This window comes from Streptomyces sp. NPDC111802 (genome assembly GCF_055634335.1).
The window spans coordinates 239,386-256,456 of sequence record NZ_JBVKCZ010000002.1; the positions used below are offsets into that span (position 1 = coordinate 239,386).

A 17,071-nucleotide genomic window follows, 5' to 3' on the forward strand; every position below is an offset into this window, starting at 1 on the left:
CCGCAGCGGGGGTGCGCGGGCCTCCCGAGGGGGACAATCAGGGTGAGTCCTGTCCTGCCCGGGAGGTCCCCATGGCCCTGCGGTCCGCCGGCTCCGGCAAGGTGTCACGGGATGCCGTGCACCACCCGCTGTTCGCCCGTTTCTACGCCCGGATGAGCGTCAACGCCGAGACCAGGATGGGCATGGCCGGCATCCGCGACCGGATGCTGGCCGGGCTGTCCGGTCGGGTGATCGAGATCGGCGCCGGAAACGGCCTGAACTTCGCCCACTATCCGAGCGCGGTCTCCGAGGTCGTCGCCATCGAACCGGAGCGCCTGCTGCGGCAGTTGGCGGTGGAGTCCGCGCGGCGCGCCGAGGTGCCCGTGGACGTGGTGCCGGGCGCGGCGGAGGCGCTGCCGGTCAAGAGCGAGGCCTTCGACGCGGTGGTGCTGTCGCTGGTGATGTGCAGCGTGCGGGACGTGCCGCGGGCGCTCGCCGAGGTACGGCGGGTGCTGCGGCCCGGCGGTGTCGTGCGGTTCTTCGAGCACGGCCGGGGCGGCGGGCGCGGGATGCTCCTCACGCAGCGCGCGCTGGACCGCACGGTGTGGCCGCTGCTGAGCGGCGGCTGCCATGTCTCCCGGGACCCGCTCGGGTCGCTGCGTGGGGCAGGCTTCGAACTCGGCCCCGTCCGGCGGCTGATGATGCCGGAGAACGGTCCGGCGCTCCCCTCGTCGTACTGCGTGCTGGGTACGGCGTGGCGACCGCCGGTCGGCGATCAGCCACCGGCAGCGGTCGGCGATCAGCCGTCGGGACCGGTCGGCGAATAGTCACGGCACCGGTCGGCGAGTAATCACGCGCCGGTCAGCGAGCAGCCACCGGCACCGATCAGCGAGCAGCCACCGGCGCCGGTCGGCGATCAGCCGTCGGGACCGGTCGGCGCATAGTCACGGCACCAGTCGGCGAGTAATCACGCGCCGGTCAGCGAGCAGCCACCGGCACCGGTCACCAAGCAGCCACCGGCCCCCGGCCAGCAAGCACCCACCGGCGCCGGTCAGCGAGTGGTCACGCGCCGGTCAGCAAGCAGCCACGGCACCGGCCCGCCCTCACAGGCTCCACTGCCGCAGTTCCCGCGCGATGTCGGACACCGTGGCCTCGCCGCTCTTCACCAGCCGGGCCAGGTCGCGCACCTGCTCGGGCGACGTGACGACCTTCAGGCCGCTGGCGACGAGGTAGGCGTAGGCGACCGCGGAGGCGAACAGGGCGTTGGAGCGCTCCAACGCGGGGACGTGGAGGAGCAGTTGGAGCAGGGCGGCGGCTCGGGCCTGCGGGCTGTCGTAGACGGGGACGTCGAAGATCTCGGCTTCATGGCGTGCGACGGCGGCGACGAGGGCTCCCCAGTCGGTCACCTGGGGGTCCCCCGGCGTCCTCTTCTCGGCGAGCATCAGCAGCCAGGCGAGGTCGATGTTCAGATAGCTCAACGGATCAGCGGCGACCTTCGCGCGTGCCCTCACGGTCGGCGCCGAACTCCTCGACGAACACCGACTCGTACTGCTTCATGAAATCGGCGGCGGCCTCCACGAACGTATGGCCGACCTCTCCGGTGTCCTGCTTGACCAGTTCCTCGATGTAGCGGTTGACGCTCATCCCTCGGGCCAGGGCGCGCTCGCGGGCGGCGCGGGCCGTGCCCTCGTCCACTCTCACGTTCAGCTGGGTCTTCGCCATACTGTAAAGCTAGCGCGGGAGTGCTAGCACCGGCAAGGGCGCCGCCCCAGGAGCCGGTGCCACCCCAGGAGCTGAGGGTGCCCCTTACACCGATATCAGGGGCCCGACCTGGGGTGGAGACCGACCAGGACCTTGGGGGGATACAGCTGTGGGGTGGATCACATTACCCTCGGCGGGGACGAGAGTCGTTACGTCCGTGAGGAGGCGGTCTTGTCCACAGCAGCTGCCCAGCACGTCCCGGGGCCGGCCTCGGCCGACGGGATTGCCGCCCGCGCCCGAGGGCTGACCAAGGCGTACGGCTCGGGCGAGACGACGGTGCTGGCCCTCGACTCGGTGGACGTGGACATCGCGCGCGGCCGCTTCACGGCGGTCATGGGGCCGTCGGGCTCGGGGAAGTCCACGCTGATGCACTGCCTGGCCGGCCTCGACAATGTCTCGGCGGGACAGGTGTGGCTGGGCGACACCGAGATCACCGGGCTGAAGGAGCGCGAGCTGACCCGGCTGCGGCGGGACCGGATCGGGTTCATGTTCCAGTCGTTCAACCTCATCCCGACCCTGAACGCGGCCGAGAACATCACCCTGCCCATGGACATCGCCGGCAAGAAGCCGGACGAGAAGTGGCTGGACCAGGTCATCGACACGCTCGGGCTGCGGGACCGGCTCAAGCACCGGCCTTCGCAGCTCTCCGGCGGTCAGCAGCAGCGGGTCGCCTGCGCCCGCGCCCTCGTCTCCCGGCCGGAGCTGATCTTCGCCGACGAACCGACCGGCAACCTCGACTCACGGGCGGGCCTGGAGGTGCTCGGCTTCCTGCGCGAGGCCGTCGACGAGCTGCGGCAGACCGTCGTCATGGTCACCCACGACCCGGGCGCCGCCGCCCACTCCGATCTGGTGCTCTTCCTGGGCGACGGGCGGATCGTGGACGAGATGGAACGGCCGACCGCGGAGGCCGTCCTGGAACGGATGCGCCTCTTCGCCGGGGGAAACCCCCAGACCCCCGGCTTCGACGGAACCCGCGGCCAGTTCGACGACCAGGTCGCCGGGCCGTCCGAGGAGAGCTGACCCCGTGCTGAAGGCGACGCTGCGGAGCTTTCTCGCCCACAAGGGGCGGCTGCTGCTGTCCGCCCTGGCGGTGATCCTCTCCGTGGCGTTCGTCGCGGGCAGCCTGATCTTCTCGGACACCGTCGGCCGCACCTTCGACCGGCTCTTCGCGTCGACCGCCGCCGACGTCACCGTCACCCCCAAGGAGACCCTCGACGAGAGGATCCCCTCGGGACAGATCCTGACCCTCCCGGCCTCGCTCGCCGACCGCCTCGCCCGGGTCGACGGTGTCGAGGCGGCCCGCGCCGACGTGGACGTGGAGGGCATCACCGTCGCCGACGAGGACCGTGAGTCGGTGGGCCCGACCACGGGCGCCCCCACGATCGGCACCGCCTGGGACCCGACCGAGCGCAGCCCCGTGGAGCTCACCTCCGGCCACGCCCCGAAGGGCGACGGCCAGGTCATGATCGACGCGGACACCGCCGACGACAAGGACGTACGGATCGGTGACCGCCTCACGGTGATCGGGCAGCAGGGCTCGTTCCGGGTCGAGGTCGTCGGCATCGTCACCTTCACCACCACCAACCCCGGCGCCGCACTGGTCTTCTTCGACCCCCCGACCGCGCGGACGAAGCTGCTGGGTGACCCGAAGGGCGCCACCGGCATCTCCCTGGACGCCGCCGAGGGCGTCAGCGACCCGGTGCTCAAGCAGCGCGTGGCCGACGCGCTCGGCGGCGACAGCGGCACCTACGAGCTGCGCACCGCGAACGAGCAGGCCGAGTCGGACGTCGAGCAGCTGGGCGGATTCCTCGACATCATCAAGTACGTGATGCTCGGTTTCGCCGGGGTCGCGGTCCTCGTCGGCGTGTTCCTGATCGTCAACACCTTCTCCATGCTGATCGCGCAGCGCACCCGCGAGCTGGGCCTGCTGCGGGCGCTCGGCGCCGACCGGCGCCAGGTGCGGCGCTCGGTGCTCACCGAGGCGCTGCTGCTCGGCCTGGTCGGCTCGACGGCGGGCCTCGCGGCCGGGATCGGGCTGGCCGTCGGACTCATCGAGCTGATGGGTCTGCTGGGCATGAACATCAGGACGACCGAGATGGTCATCGGCTGGGGGACGCCGGTGACCGCGTACGTCGTCGGCCTGGGTGTCACCTTCGTCGCGGCGTACCTCCCCGCCCGGCGGGCCGCGGGCGTCTCGCCGATGGCGGCCCTCGCGGACGCGGAGATCGCCGACATCGGGCGCCCGCTGCGGCTGCGCGCTGTGGTGGGCTCGCTGGTCGGGGCAGCCGGTGCGGCGGCGCTCGGGGGCTGCGCGGCGGCGTCGAAGACCTCGTCGGCGGCGTCCCTGCTGGGTCTCGGCGTGCTGCTGACGCTCATCGCGACCGTGATCGCGGGGCCGCTGCTGGTACGCCCCGTGATCCGGGTGCTCGGCGGTACCTTCCCGGCGCTGTTCGGCTCGATCGGCCGGATGAGCCAGCGCAACGCCCTGCGCAATCCGCGCCGCACGGGAGCCACCGCGGCCGCCCTGATGGTGGGCCTCGCGCTGGTCGGCGGGATGTCGGTGGCCAGCGCCTCGATGACCAAGTCGTTCGACCAGCAGATCGACAAGACGCTGGGCGCCGACTTCGTGGTGCAGAACGGCAACTTCGTCCCCTTCCCACGGGAGATCACCGAGCGGATCCGCGACACCGAGGGCGTGGGGCTCGTCGTACGCTCGCAGTTCACGACGATCGCGGTACGGCTCCCGGACGGCGACCGGGTGAAGACGACCGCGGCGGGTTACGAACCCGAGCTCGACAAGGCCGCCAACATCACCTACGCCCAGGGCGACAGCGCGGCCGCGCTCGCGGACGGCCGCCTCGCCATGGACAAGGACTTCGCCGAGGACCACGGGGTACGGGTCGGCAGCACCGTCCCCGTCGAGTTCCAGGGCGGCCGGCGGGCCGAGCTGACGGTGGGCGCCCTCACCGACCAGGAGTCCGCCGACGGGTTCGGCGCCCAGGGCGGCATCTACTTCGGCCTCGCCACGCTGGAGAAGTACGCGCCGGGCGGGCAGGACGCTGCCGTGTACGTCAACGCTGCCTCCGGCACCGACGCGGACGACCTGCGGGCCGGCCTGGAGAAGACGCTCGACCCGTATCCGCAGGTGCAGGTCCGCGACATCGCCGACTACAAGGACCTGGTGCACGACCAGATCGCCGTACTGCTCTATCTCGTGTACGCCCTGCTCGGGCTCGCGATCATCATCGCGGTGCTCGGCGTGGTCAACACCCTCGCGCTGTCGGTCGTGGAGCGCACCCGGGAGATCGGGCTGCTGCGGGCCATCGGGCTGGCCCGGCGGCAGCTGCGCCGGATGATCCGGCTGGAGTCGGTGGTGATCGCCGTGTTCGGGGCGGTCCTGGGCCTCGCGCTGGGGCTGGTGTGGGGCGTGTGCACCCAGCAGGTGCTGGCGCTGCAGGGCATGACGGCGCTGGCGATCCCCTGGGGCACGATCGTCGCGGTGGTGATCGGCTCGGCGGTCGTGGGTGTCGTGGCGGCGCTGCTGCCGGCGTTGCGTGCATCGCGCATGAATGTGCTGGCGGCCATCGCGCACGAGTGATGGAATCGCGGCGAGTACTCAAGTCCCCTGAAGGTGAGGAGAGTTCGTGTCGCATCCGGTGAGCCCGCGGCCGTTCCGCTTCGGCGTCAATCTGATGGTCCCCGCCCCCGCCGACGAGTGGCGGGCCAAGTGCCGCCGGGCCGAGGAGCTCGGCTACGACGTGATCCTGGTCCCCGACCATCTGGGCATGCCCGCGCCGTTCCCGGCCCTGGTCGCGGCGGCCGAGGCCACCGAGCGGCCGCGACTGGGCACGTTCGTGCTCAACGCGGGCTTCTGGAATCCCGCGCTGCTCGCCCGGGAGGTGGCGACCACCGACGCCCTGACGGACGGGCGGCTGGAACTCGGGCTCGGCACCGGCTACGTCAAGGCGGAGCACGACACCGCGGGTCTGCCGTGGGTCTCCGCCGGTGAACGGGTGGACCATCTGCGGCGCACGATCGAGGAACTGTACCGGTCACTCGGTTCCGAGGCGCATCAACCGCAGCCGGTGCAGAAGCCAAGGGTGCCGCTGCTCGTCGGCGGCAACGGCGACCGCGTGCTGCGCCTGACCGCCGAGCACGCCGAGATCGCGGCCTTCACCGGCGCGCGTTCGGTGCGGGGAAGCTCGTCGGGGGCGCTGGAGGTGATGCTCGCCGCGGAGCTGGAGGAGCGGGTCGCGCTGTACCGCGAGCTGGCGGCGGGCCGGGAGGAGCCGGCGGAGCTGAACCTGCTCATCCAGTTCGTGATCGACACCGACGACCGCGAGGCCGCCGCGCAGCCCCTGATGGAACGGGTCCCGCGCCTCACCACGGAGCAGATCCTGGAGCTGCCCATCGGTCTGGTCGGCACCGTGGAGGAGATGACCGCTCAGGTGCTGGCGCAGCGCGAGCGGTACGGGTTCTCCTATCTCACCGTCCTCGAACCGAGCATGGAGGCCTTCGCCCCGGTGCTGGCGCGGCTGCGCGGCAAGTAGGCGTCCGGTAGGGCTCGGCGGTTACCGCACCGCGACGGCGAGGGCCGACCCCGCTGGGAGGCCGGCCCCGCCATTGAGCGCCCCGACGGATTCGCCGTCCGGGTGTGTGACTACGGCCGCCGTGCTAGCAGCCCATCGACTTCACCTGGTCGGCCAGGGAGTCCAGCAGCTTGCGCTCACCGGCCTTGGTGTACTCCTTGTTGTCGAACGCCAGGAACGAGTTCCTGCCGAACTCGATGGAGCGGTTCTTCACCTCGAGCAAGAGGCTGAACCTGGACGGAACAACCCCGTTGTCGTTCTTCTTGTAGTAGGCGCCGACCCCGAGGTTGACGATCTTGTAGTTCGCGTTGCACCGCAGCGTCTTGCTCTCCACGGCCTTCAGGATCCTGTCGGCCGACTTGGTGACCGGGACGACATTGGCGCGGTGCGCCGCACCTCTGACGCCGGCCGGAATCATCCGCGCACCAACGTGCCCGGGACCGCCCCAGTCACCCACGATGGTCTCGCACAGGCCGGGCTTCGGGTCCCGATCCACAGCCCCGACCCGGATGGCGGCGCTGGCGGGCCTGCCCAGCTTGTCCGTCTTGTAGGTCTGCCAGGAGGGGCCCGCAGGGTCCGTCCGATAAGTGTGCTTCTTCTGGAGGTACTTGGCGCAGGGGATCTCCGCCGCCGCCGAAGTCCCGGTGTCGGCGTTGGCCAGCGAGCCGACGCCCGCCGTCACGGCGAGAGAGGCAGTGGCGGCCATTACCGCCAGGACACGCCCCGTGAGCTGACGATCGCGCATTTCGCGTCCTTCCTGAGAAGAGAAGAGAGGAGAATGAAAAGAGGGGGAATCTCGTTGAAGGGGGAATCTCGTTACCGCGCAGCGCGGTAGGCGGCACCCACGCGGTTGGCCCTCGCGCCGTCGTAGAGGCCGGTGCCATGGCCGCGCTGCGTGGAGAGCGTGAACCACGCATACCGCTTGACGTACGGCAGGTTCTCCAACATTGCGGTCGACTTCTTCACAAAGGCGGCCTGCCGTGCCTTGGTCGGATACTGCGGTGTGCCGGTGGAGAAGTCGATCAGCGCGTACTCCGTGAGCCAGATGGGCTTCTTGTAGCGCTGGTACACGGCACGGAGGTAGTTCTTCAAGTGACCGGTGGCGGCTTGGGCGTTGAAGTCGGAGCCGTACCAATGCAGGGGAATGAAGTCGACCCGGTAGCCGCGGGCGGCGGCGCCTTTCATGAAGCGGTCGAGCCAGCCGCCGGCCAGGTCACCGCCGGTGGCCACCGCGGGTGCTCCGAGGCGCATTCCGGTCGACTGCAGCCGGGGCCACAGGTCGAGCGCCTCCTTCACGGACATCTTCGCCTGGTCCGCCCGGTCGGGTTCGTTGAATCCGAGCAGGTTCTTGCCTTGTGCCTTGGCCCGTTTGAGATGGGCGTCGGTCACGAAGTCGCGGCCCCAGATCATGGGCACGAACTCGACGCCCTGCGGGGGCTTGATCTTCTGCTTGTCCGAGGTCCAGGTGTAGAACCAGCCGACCTTCGCGTCGGCCATCGCCCCGGTGACCCCGTTGAATTTCCAGGCGCTGATGCCCTTCTTCTTCGCCGCGGCGGTGGATGCGCTCGCGTCGGCCTGGTTGCTCCCGGTGGAGGCGAGCATGGTCAGGACGGCCAGCAGCACCACGAGTAAGCGCAGCTTCCGCATGGCTTCCACGCTCCCGTGTCAGAACTCGGCGCCGATCGTGCTGCCGTTGGAGCCGTCGTGGCCGACGAAGTTGTGCCTGGCCATGTCGGCGGAGTGCCGCTGGGCGGCCTTGGCGAGGTGCCTGGATATGCGCATTCTTTCCGTTCCCATCCGGTCGGAGTTTCGACTCATTTGAGCCTTCCATTCCAGATGGAATGCGGTCAATTTAATCCGGTTCTGCTGGCCTTTAATTCGCTTCCGACGGAATGCGAAGGAGTCCTGCCGGGCTGCCGCAGGAGTGACGCGGCCCCGAGGGCGGCGGCGTGGTCGCCCAACTCCGCGGGACGGACGAGCAGTGACGGCCGCGAGCCACACCGCACGACGTTCGCCAGCAGTTCACGCCGCACCGACTCCATCAGGTTCGGGCCGACGGTGACGAGTTCACCGCCCACGACGACGATGCCGGGTTCGAGCGCGTTGACCAGACCGGCCAGCACCCTTCCCACGTGGGTGCCGGCCCGGCGTAGCACCGCGTGGGCGGCCGGATCTCCGGAACCCAACGCGGCCATCAAGTCCGGTAAGTCCGCCCCGGGTCGGTACGCGTTCAGCATGGCCGTGGTCGAGGCGACGGTCTGCAGACAGCCCTGGCCACCGCAGGGGCATGGCGCGCCTCCGGGCTCCGCGGTGATGTGCCCGAACTCCCCCGACCGGCCGTGTGCGCCACGGTGCAGCGCGCCACCGCTCACCAGCGCCCCACCGACAGGATCCGAGAGTTCCAGGTAGAGCACGTCTCGCTGTCCCTGGGCCGCGCCCCAGACCGTCTCGGCGAGGGCCGCGAGCCGTGCGGCGTTGTCGAGCCGCACCCGGGTGCCGAAGCTGCGGCCCATCATCACGGCCAGGGTCCGCTGGTCGAGCGCGTCGGGCGAGTCTGCTGCCGGGCCCGTCACCGCGACTCCCACACCGTTCAGCGCGTCGAGTCGCAGTCGTCCACCGGTCAGGGTGCCGGCCAGCCTACGCGCGACGGCGATACGGTCCGGCCACTGGGCCGTCGGGGAATGCGCTTCACTCGCCGTACTGATGGCGTCGCGCCCCAAGCCGTGGCGCTCCAGGCCGTGGTGGTCCAGGCGGTGGCGCTCCAGGCCGTGGCGCTCCAGGCCGTCGCGGTCCCCGGCCACGGCGACCACGCGAACGGCCCGCCGCCCGAAGTCGATCCCGAGGACCCGGCCGGCCTCCGGGTTCAGAACCAGCTTCTCCGCCGGGCGCCCCCGCCTGCGCGGAGTGCTGTCCGGCACCGCGGCGATCACCTGGCCACTGTCCACGAGCCTGCTGACGACCTCGTACAGCGTGGTGCGCGACAGTCCTGACAGCTCCCCCAGCTCGCTCCGCGTCAGCGGGCCGAACTGGCGCAGCAGGCGCAGCATCTGGTCCCCGTGCTGTCCCCGTACCCATGTGGTGTTGTGTGTAGCGTTCGGCACTTCTGTCCCCCTTCCTTGCGGCAGACCCGGCCTGCCGCAACGAGGAAAGTAGGGACCGTTCTTGTGGAATCTTTGTGATCGGGAGCGTTCAGGCCGCGCCGTTGTCCACGCGCAGCACGAATCCGACCCCGCGCACGGTGTGCAGGATGCGGGGACGCCCGTCTGCCTCCGTCTTGCGCCTCAGATAGCTGACGAACGTGTCCACGGCGTCCGTACGGACGCGGGCGTCGTAGCCCCAGACGTGTTCGAGCAGCTGATCGCGGGTCAGGACCAGGCCCGCGTTGCGGGCCAGCATCTCCAGGAGGTGGAACTCGCGGGGCGTCAGGTGCAGAAGCTGTCCGTCCAGCCATGCCTGTCGGGCGGACGGTTCCACGACCAGGCCGCCGACCCGGACCCGGTCCGTCGCGGTGGGAGGGCGGCGCCGCAGGAGGGCGTGCAAGCGCAGCGTCAGTTCCTGGAGCGCGAAGGGCTTGACCAGGTAGTCGTCGCCGCCGGCCTGCAACCCGGCGATTCTGTCGGCCACTTCGTCCAGTCCGGAGAGCATGAGCACGGGCACGTCGTCCCCGTTCTCGCGCAGTGTCCGGCACACGTCGATGCCGCTCAGGCCGGGCATGCAGACGTCGAGGACCAAGATGTCCGGACGGAGTCTGTTCATCGACTCCATCGCGGAACGGCCGTCACCGGCCAGCGTCACCTCGAAGCCGCCCAGCCGGAGTCCGCGTTCCAGCGAACGCCGCGTGCTCACGTCGTCGTCGGCCACGAGAACTCGTCCGGCCCTGCCGGCCATGCGTCGCTCCTCTCACCTCGCCACTCATCAGCTCACGGACCGGCGGGACGCCGTATCGCCGCGGCTGTCGTAGGCCGCCCGCGCCTCCATGACGTCCCTCATATGACTGATCGACCAGCTCGCGTGCACGTCCCGCAGGCGCGGTAAGCGTATCCAGGGGAGGGAACTCTCCGGAGCGACGGGCACTCTACGCCGGAGAGTGCCCGGCGGCGCGCGACTCGGGCCGCATCGCGCGGTACTGCGACGGTGTGCAGCCCATGACTCGGCGGAAGCTCCGGGAGAAGTGCTCGGAGCCCGAGAAGCCGCAGCGCTGGCCTATGGCCGCGACGGTCTCGGTGCCGTTCTCCAGGTGCGTTCGCGCCGACGCGATCCTCAACTCGGTGAGATACCGATAGGGCGTGGCGCCCGTGGCGTTCTTGAAGCAGCGCAGGAAGTGGAAGCGGCTGAAGAAGACCAGGGCGGCGAGATCGTCCAGGGTGATGGGCCGCGCGAAGTTGGCTCTCATGTACGAGGTGATGGTCTCCAGTTGCTGCTGGGTGAGACCGCCCGCCGGCTCCTTCGGGGCGACGGCGCGCGACCGCGGAATACGGAGGTGGGCGAGGATGAAACGCGCCGCCGAGTCCGCGTACAGGTCGTCGGCACCGAGTTCACTGGCGGCCACCACCGCCTTCACCATTTCGGCGAGCACAGGGTCGGACGTGACTGCCGGACAAGGGTGCGAGAATTGGCGCTCTCCCATCCGGTCCCCCATCCGCTCCGCCATTCGGTCCCCCATCCGGAATTCCTCCCCGACGAGCCGGCGCACCATGGCCTCGGGAATGGCGAGGGACGCGATCACGGCGGGCCTGTTCCCTCTCGGGGACACGACCAGCGGCCGGTTCGGTTCCGCGGGGGTGACGCAGACGTCCTCCGGCAGCAGGATCGTCTCCCGTGTGTCCCCTCGGCCCCCGTGGACGGCGAGGATGCCGCTCACGTGCACACTCAGCCCGATTCCCGTCGACGGCGGCACCGGAAGCGTGTGCACGCCCTTGCCCAGCGTCCGCTTCCACACGTGCAGCGCACGCCACATCGTGTGAGCCACCGCAGTGGTTCCGTTCAACGTCGGCGTTCCTCTCTCTTCCTCGGGTCCGACAGCTCTCTCCGGAACCATGACAAGGAGGAGGTGCCGTTCTCAAGGAATCCCTGCGGGAATAATCGACGCCGGGCGGGATTAATTCAGCACAGGAATTCGAGCCGGCAGGAATCAGCCGCGGCCGGGATTAATTCCGGATGCCTCCGCCGGGCCGCTCAGCCAGTCGCGGCGCAGCAACGGCAGTGTGTGCTCGAACTCCCGCACGCCGGTCAGCGGCAGCCGTACCTCGCAGCGAGTGCCGCGCTGCCCGTCCGGGCGGTCCGACATCGAGACCTGCCCCTGATGCAGGGTGACCTGCTGGGCGACGAGGGTGAGGCCAAGCCCGGAGCCGGGGCTGTCCGGACCGTGCCAGAACCGCTCGAAGATCTTCTCCCGGCGTTCGGGCGGGACGCCGGGACCGTCGTCGTCCACGGTGAGTACGGCGATCCGCTCGTCCGGCCGGTCGGACTGCCGCAGGGTCACCGCGATGGTGGCGGCACGCTCGCCGACCTTGCCGTGCACCCGGGCGTTGGTCAGCAGGTTGTCCACCGCCGAGCGCAGCCCTTCCGCCCAGCCGTGCACGATCAGTCCCGACGCCGCCCGCACGGACACCTCGGTGGCGGGGTGGGCGCGGCGCAGTCCGGCGACGCAGGAGTGCACCAACTCCCCCAGGTCCAGCGGCGCGAACGCCTCCGCCTCGACCAGATCGCCCTGCGCCAGAGTCCGCAGCATCGCGAGCAGGCCGACCAGCCTCTCCTGCTCTGCCACCAACTCGGCCAGGACCTGCGCCCGTTCCGCCGGGTCGAGCTCGAACGGGCCTGCCAGGACATCCAGGTTGGCGCGGATGCTCGTCAGTGGCGAACGCAGCTCGTGGGAGGCCGCCGCCGCGAAGGACCGCGCCGTGGCCAACGCCTCCCCGGTACGTGCCACCTGCTCGTCGTAGCGGTTGAGCACTGTCTGCAGGGTGAGCGCGAGGTCGTCGACCTCGGCGACGCGTGTGGGACGGTGCTCCAGCCGGGCGGAGCTGGTGCGCGGGTCGAGTCCGCTGGTACGCCGTTGCAGCCGGCGCAGCGGCAGTACCGCCCGGTTGGCGATGGCCCAGGCCGCCGCTCCCGCCAGCGGCAGGGCCAGCGCGGCCCCGACGTAGACACGTCGGCGCACCAGCGTCAGCTCCTCCTCGACGGTGTCCGGTGAGAACAGCCACAGGTTGGGCCGGTCCCGCGTCCGGTCGATGGCGACGGGCAGCGACAGGACCAGCCAGTCCCGGCCTTCGACCGTCACCTGCAGCGGTTTCGGGGCGCTGTACGGCAGCTGCTCGGGCGGGAGTTGGGGACCGGCTCGCAGCGTGCCCGTGGGTCCGGTGACCCATACGCCCATGCCGCTGGTGGACTTGATGAGCCGATGCCGGCGGACCTCCTCGAGGACCGGCTGGTCGGTCCCGGCCGCGTCCAGGTAGTTCTTGGTGTTCTTGGCCACGACAGTGGCACGGGCCTGCAGTTGGGCGTCCTGCTGCTGGCGGAGGTCATCGGTTATCAGGCTCAGCAGCAGCCATCCGCAGGCCACGATCAGCACGGGTACGCCGCCGCCGACGGTGAAGGCGAGCCGGGTGGAGAGCCTCACCGGCCGCCACCGGTCGTCCGCTCACCGGCATCCGTACGCAGGACGAATCCTCCGTCGACCATCAGCACTCGTCACCCGCACTCCGCCGACCCCGGGCCGTCCAGTGCATGCGGACGGCCCCCGCCAACACTACGCGGCGGGGGCGTCTGGAGGGAAAAGGATCTACGGGTTCCCGGCGCTCCAACAGCCGTCGCCACGGCAGTTCTTGAGCCGCGTCAGCGCGTCGTGCAAGTTGTCCAGTCGGGCCCCGCTGAGCTGCCCCACGGTGTTGTGCAGCTGGTAGGGGTCGGTGCGGAGGTCGTAGTACTCCTTCGCCCCGCTGCCGTACTCGACGTAGGTGTAGGAGTTGGTGCGCAGGGCGTGGTAGTTCGGCGGACTGATGCTTTCCCCGCCGTTGTTGTCGGGGTCGCCCGGCGACTTGTCGGCGTGGCGGTGCTCGATCAGGTTGGTCGTGCGCCAGTTGGCGTCGGAGCCGCCGTCCAGGAGCGGAAGCATGCTGTGCCCGTCCACCCGGGACGACACCGGGGCGCCGCCGATCCGCTGGAAGGTGGGCGCGAGGTCGATGTTCGACACCTGGGCGTCGCTCGTCCTGCCGGCCGCGACACCGGGTCCGGCGATCACCAGAGGTACCCGGACGTCGGTGTCGAATGCGGTCTGCTTGCCCGCCTTGAGGCGGTACTCGCCCAGGTGGAAGCCGTTGTCGGAGCCGAAGACGATGTAGGTGTCGTCGGCGACGCCGGCCCTGGTCAGGGCGCCCCGCAGCTTCCCGATCATCTCGTCGACCGACTGGAGCGCCTGGGCGCGCTTGCGGAACTTCCGGTCGATCGTGTTCTTCTCGCGCTGGGTCAGCCGGTCCTGCCGGTCCAGCCACGGCGGGGCGTTGGTCGGCAGTTTGTCGAACGCGGGGCTGCGCGGGGCCTCAAGGCCGGGGAAGGCGTTCTCGTGGCGGGGCGCCGGCGTGGAGGGGCCGTGCGGCGTGAAGAGCGCGATCTCCAGCATGAACGGCTTGTTCGCCGCCGCGGACTTCCTGACGAACGCCGTGCCCTTCTTGCTCAGCACGTCGGTCAGATAGTCCTTGGGCCTGTCGCCGTGCGACTCGATCTGGTGGTTGTGGGCGAGCTTGTAGTCGTAGCCCTCGTAGCCGCCGCCGACGACGTCCCACTGGTTCCAGCCCGGCGGTACGTACGGCTTCTGGCCCGCGACGGTGTCGCTGGGGCTGTAGCCGTTCAGGTACTTGCCCATCATGGCGGTGCGGTAGCCCTTGGCCTGAAGGGCCGTGGCGAAGGTGTCCCGCTCCTCCCCGCCGCGGTGGAAGGCGCCGAACCCGCCGTTCGGCCCCTCGTTGCTGAGGACTCCGGTGTTGTGCGGGTACCGGCCGGTGAAGATGGACGCCCGGGACGGACAGCAGAGCGAGTTGCTGACCACGAAGTCGCTGAACGTCATGCCCTGCGACTGGAGTTTCCGGACCTCCGGCATGTACGGCAGGAGGTTCGAGGACATGTCGTCGGTGAGGACGTAGACAATGTTCGGCTTGTCCGCCGCGGCCGCGACCGGCTGGGTGGTGACGGCGGGACTGTTCGTTGCCCCGGCCATTCCACTGGGGGCCGCCAGAGCCAGTGCCGCTCCGCCGACTATCAGGGTCAGTAATTGACGAATACGGATCATATCGAATCCATAACTGCTGGGGGATTTATGAACACCAGGCGGGGATCAGGCCGCATCAGGCCCTGCTCGCGGCCGTGTAGAGCTTGCGGGCGCGGTCGCCGAGACGCGGGTGGTACTCACTGGCGTCCGTGCCGACGGCGATGTTGCCGACCAGCACACCGACACCCTTGTCGGCCTTGAACTCGGCGAGGAAGGCACCGCCGCTGGATCCGCCGGTCTGCACGCAGTCGATGCCCCACATCGTGGAGTCGGGGCGACCGAGGTCGCGGTGTTCCTTGCCCTGGCAGTGGTTCAGCCGCTCGCCGTTGCCCTCGGCGCGCGAACCGCCGTAGCCGAAGGAATGGACGTAACGCCCGTTCGGGGCATTGAACTTGATGCCCTGCGCGCCACCCACGATCTTGGCCAGCGGGCGGCCGTCGCGCTCCCGCAGGGTGGCGAACGCGACATCCCAGTTGGCGTTGCCCTGGCTGGACACGTACGACTTCAGGTGGAAGAGCTTCTTCGCCGTGAAGGTGCCGTGCGGGCGCTTGCCCTTGTGGTAGCCCGGGATGAAGATCCACTTGCGGAAGACCTCGCCGGTTCGGGCGTCCACCACACAGTGCCCGGCGGTGAGGACGACCGACTTGTTCTTGCTGTTGGCGACGGTGGCCGAGCAGGCGAACACGCCGCCGGCGGCGTTCTCGAAGAACACCTTGCCCGCGGTCCTGCTGATCAGCCCGCCCCGCTTCCAGGGCTTCGGCTTGGAAGCGAGCGTGGACACCGGCGTCTCGTCGGCGGCGGACGCGGTGGTCTCCGCATCCGGGAAGACCACGGGCGGGACGGACAGTTGCGGCCCGCCGTCATCGACGACGGAAGACGTGGCGGCCGGCGCCTCCGAGTCGACGGCGGGCGCGGCCATCTCCTTGGCGGCGCTCAGCCGGGCGTCGGTCCAGAACTCCAGGGCGGTGTCCTGCTCCTGGTCGGAGAAGGCGGTGGCGCGGGTCTCGCTGTCGGCGGGTGCGGGCCCCGCCTGCGCCGGCCCGACGGTGGCGCCCAGTGCGGCAAGGCTGAGGACGCTGACCAGCATCGCGGTACGTCTCATGGATTCGGCTCCGAAGAAGGTTGGGGGGTGCTACGGCATGGGCGTCGCATTGGGGTGCCGGACGCCCGGGAGTTCACGGGCGTCCGGAACCGGCTCACCGGCTCAGCGGGTCAGCGGGTCAGCGGGTCAGCAGCTGAGGTGCTTGCCCGGCTTGACGTCGACGATCTTGGTGAACTTCTTGTACGTGTTCACCCGGCTCTGCACCTGGGCCGGGTTGCCGCCGTTGCACTCGATGGCGCCGTTGATGCTGCGGATCGTCTGGCCGAAGCCCTTGCCCTTGACCATGGCGCTGTGCGGGGTCATGGTGCCCGCGCCGGACTGGGTCATCCAGAACCACAGTCCCGTCTTCCATGCCACGACGGGGTTCTTCTGCACCAGCCCCGGCTTGTGGAGCAGGTCGATGCCGAGCGCGTCACCGGCGGCCTTGTAGTTGAAGTTCCAGCTGAGCTGGATCGGCCCGCGCCCGTGGTACGCGGCTTGTCCGGCCGGGCAGCCGTACGGCTGCGTGGTGTCGCAGTACGACGGCCAGTTGGCTTCGTTCTGCTCGACGATGTAGCGCCCGCCACCGGTCTCGTGGTGGACGTTGGCGAGGAAGGCGGCCGCCTCACGCTTCTTGGTCGCGGCATTGCCCTTGTCCGCGAAGGCCGGGTACTTCTTCATCGCCTTGACCAGGGCTTCGTAGTTGTAGAAGGGCTTGTGGTTGGGGAACATCCTGTTGTACTCCGCCTTGCTGACGACGAAGTCGCCCTGGGCGGCGGGCGCGGCAAGTTCGGCAGGCGCGGCGGAAGCGGTCGCCGCGGTGAGGCCGGCCCCGGTCGTCGCCAGCAGCACGGCGGTCAGAAGGGCGTGAGCGGTACGCATCTTGGGCATGGTGGAAACTCCTCGATTGAATGGGTTGGTCACCGAGTGAATGAATCGGCGGGTCGGCGGACGAAGGAACGGGGTGGTCAACGGACGAACTTCCAGCTGACCTTGTGAATGACGCCCTTGGAGGGATTGGCCAGCTTCGCGAAAGCCGGCTGGCTGAGGTCGATGTGCTTGGGACCGCATTCCATGCACTTGTCCCTGACCGGGACGGTGATGGTCTTGCCGCGGAAGGTCAGCCGGACCTTGACCTTGCAGAGCGGGTCGTGGTTGGGATTGGCGACCTTCCACCACTTCGGTGACACCGCCACGAGCATCTGGCTCGAGGCGTCGAGCGGCTTTCCGCAAGCCCCGGTGCCGGCATCGTTGTAGTAAGTCGCCTTGCCCTGGCGGACCTTGCCGATCGGGACCGCGGAGGCGGGCGACGCCTGGGCGACACCGAGAACGGCCGCCGCCATCGTCATGGCGAGGACCGACTGCGTACGACGGGAAACGGGCATGACTGATCGCCTT

At 69.7% G+C, this 17,071-nt stretch carries 16 protein-coding genes; 4 read left to right on the forward strand and 12 right to left on the reverse strand.

The window, feature by feature from the left end; genetic code table 11:
* Nucleotides 1-71 precede the first annotated feature (71 nt).
* Entirely contained in the window at nucleotides 72-806 is a 735-nt protein-coding gene (locus ACZ7NC_RS02750; protein ID WP_471484310.1) for a class I SAM-dependent methyltransferase, read from the forward strand.
* A 276-nt stretch (nucleotides 807-1,082) separates the two neighbouring features.
* Here the strand turns inward: ACZ7NC_RS02750 and ACZ7NC_RS02755 are convergent, their stop codons facing one another.
* Both ACZ7NC_RS02755 and ACZ7NC_RS02760 read right to left on the reverse strand, forming a co-directional pair.
* Complete coding sequence (locus tag ACZ7NC_RS02755; RefSeq protein ID WP_471484483.1) at nucleotides 1,083-1,457, reverse strand: fic family toxin-antitoxin system, toxin component; 375 nt, start codon at nucleotides 1,455-1,457, stop codon at nucleotides 1,083-1,085.
* Between the two features lie 4 nt (nucleotides 1,458-1,461).
* Nucleotides 1,462-1,701 (reverse strand): toxin-antitoxin system HicB family antitoxin, encoded by a 240-nt coding sequence (locus tag ACZ7NC_RS02760; RefSeq protein WP_471484311.1) that lies wholly within the window; start codon nucleotides 1,699-1,701, stop codon nucleotides 1,462-1,464.
* A 210-nt stretch (nucleotides 1,702-1,911) separates the two neighbouring features.
* On the opposite strand from ACZ7NC_RS02760, the gene ACZ7NC_RS02765 reads away from it, so the two are divergent.
* The 3 genes from ACZ7NC_RS02765 to ACZ7NC_RS02775 are packed head-to-tail and all read left to right on the forward strand — an operon-like array spanning nucleotide 1,912 to nucleotide 6,290.
* Nucleotides 1,912-2,760 (forward strand): ABC transporter ATP-binding protein, encoded by an 849-nt coding sequence (locus ACZ7NC_RS02765; protein ID WP_471484313.1) that lies wholly within the window; start codon nucleotides 1,912-1,914, stop codon nucleotides 2,758-2,760.
* Nucleotides 2,761-2,764: 4 nt separating this feature from the next.
* Nucleotides 2,765-5,338: an ABC transporter permease gene (locus ACZ7NC_RS02770; RefSeq protein WP_471484314.1), complete on the forward strand. Its 2,574-nt coding sequence runs from the start codon at nucleotides 2,765-2,767 to the stop codon at nucleotides 5,336-5,338.
* A 46-nt stretch (nucleotides 5,339-5,384) separates the two neighbouring features.
* Nucleotides 5,385-6,290, forward strand: a complete 906-nt coding sequence (locus ACZ7NC_RS02775; protein ID WP_471484315.1) for an LLM class F420-dependent oxidoreductase — start codon at nucleotides 5,385-5,387, stop codon at nucleotides 6,288-6,290.
* Between the two features lie 124 nt (nucleotides 6,291-6,414).
* On the opposite strand, the gene ACZ7NC_RS02780 is transcribed toward ACZ7NC_RS02775, so the two are convergent.
* From ACZ7NC_RS02780 to ACZ7NC_RS02825, 10 genes are all read right to left on the reverse strand, one after another.
* Nucleotides 6,415-7,074, reverse strand: coding sequence for a hypothetical protein (locus ACZ7NC_RS02780; RefSeq protein ID WP_471484316.1), 660 nt, complete (start codon nucleotides 7,072-7,074; stop codon nucleotides 6,415-6,417).
* Nucleotides 7,075-7,145: 71 nt separating this feature from the next.
* Nucleotides 7,146-7,976, reverse strand: a complete 831-nt coding sequence (locus tag ACZ7NC_RS02785) for a glycoside hydrolase family protein (protein WP_471484317.1) — start codon at nucleotides 7,974-7,976, stop codon at nucleotides 7,146-7,148.
* A 200-nt stretch (nucleotides 7,977-8,176) separates the two neighbouring features.
* Nucleotides 8,177-9,430, reverse strand: a complete 1,254-nt coding sequence (locus ACZ7NC_RS02790; RefSeq protein WP_471484319.1) for an ROK family transcriptional regulator — start codon at nucleotides 9,428-9,430, stop codon at nucleotides 8,177-8,179.
* 88 nt (nucleotides 9,431-9,518) lie between these two features.
* On the reverse strand, nucleotides 9,519-10,217 hold the full coding sequence (locus ACZ7NC_RS02795; protein ID WP_471484320.1) for a response regulator transcription factor: 699 nt from the start codon (nucleotides 10,215-10,217) through the stop codon (nucleotides 9,519-9,521).
* Nucleotides 10,218-10,404: 187 nt separating this feature from the next.
* Nucleotides 10,405-11,316 carry a helix-turn-helix domain-containing protein gene (locus ACZ7NC_RS02800; RefSeq protein ID WP_471484322.1) on the reverse strand — a complete coding sequence of 304 codons (912 nt, stop codon included), beginning with the start codon at nucleotides 11,314-11,316 and terminating at the stop codon, nucleotides 10,405-10,407.
* Nucleotides 11,317-11,460: 144 nt separating this feature from the next.
* Complete coding sequence (locus ACZ7NC_RS02805; RefSeq protein WP_471484323.1) at nucleotides 11,461-12,948, reverse strand: sensor histidine kinase; 1,488 nt, start codon at nucleotides 12,946-12,948, stop codon at nucleotides 11,461-11,463.
* 162 nt (nucleotides 12,949-13,110) lie between these two features.
* Nucleotides 13,111-14,613 (reverse strand): sulfatase family protein, encoded by a 1,503-nt coding sequence (locus ACZ7NC_RS02810; protein WP_471484325.1) that lies wholly within the window; start codon nucleotides 14,611-14,613, stop codon nucleotides 13,111-13,113.
* Nucleotides 14,614-14,668: 55 nt separating this feature from the next.
* Entirely contained in the window at nucleotides 14,669-15,694 is a 1,026-nt protein-coding gene (locus ACZ7NC_RS02815; RefSeq protein ID WP_471484326.1) for a trypsin-like serine peptidase, read from the reverse strand.
* A gap of 126 nt (nucleotides 15,695-15,820) precedes the next feature.
* Nucleotides 15,821-16,555 carry a chitinase gene (locus tag ACZ7NC_RS02820; RefSeq protein WP_471484484.1) on the reverse strand — a complete coding sequence of 245 codons (735 nt, stop codon included), beginning with the start codon at nucleotides 16,553-16,555 and terminating at the stop codon, nucleotides 15,821-15,823.
* Nucleotides 16,556-16,641: 86 nt separating this feature from the next.
* Nucleotides 16,642-17,058 carry a cysteine/serine endopeptidase inhibitor gene (locus ACZ7NC_RS02825; protein ID WP_471484327.1) on the reverse strand — a complete coding sequence of 139 codons (417 nt, stop codon included), beginning with the start codon at nucleotides 17,056-17,058 and terminating at the stop codon, nucleotides 16,642-16,644.
* Nucleotides 17,059-17,071: the final 13 nt, after the last annotated feature.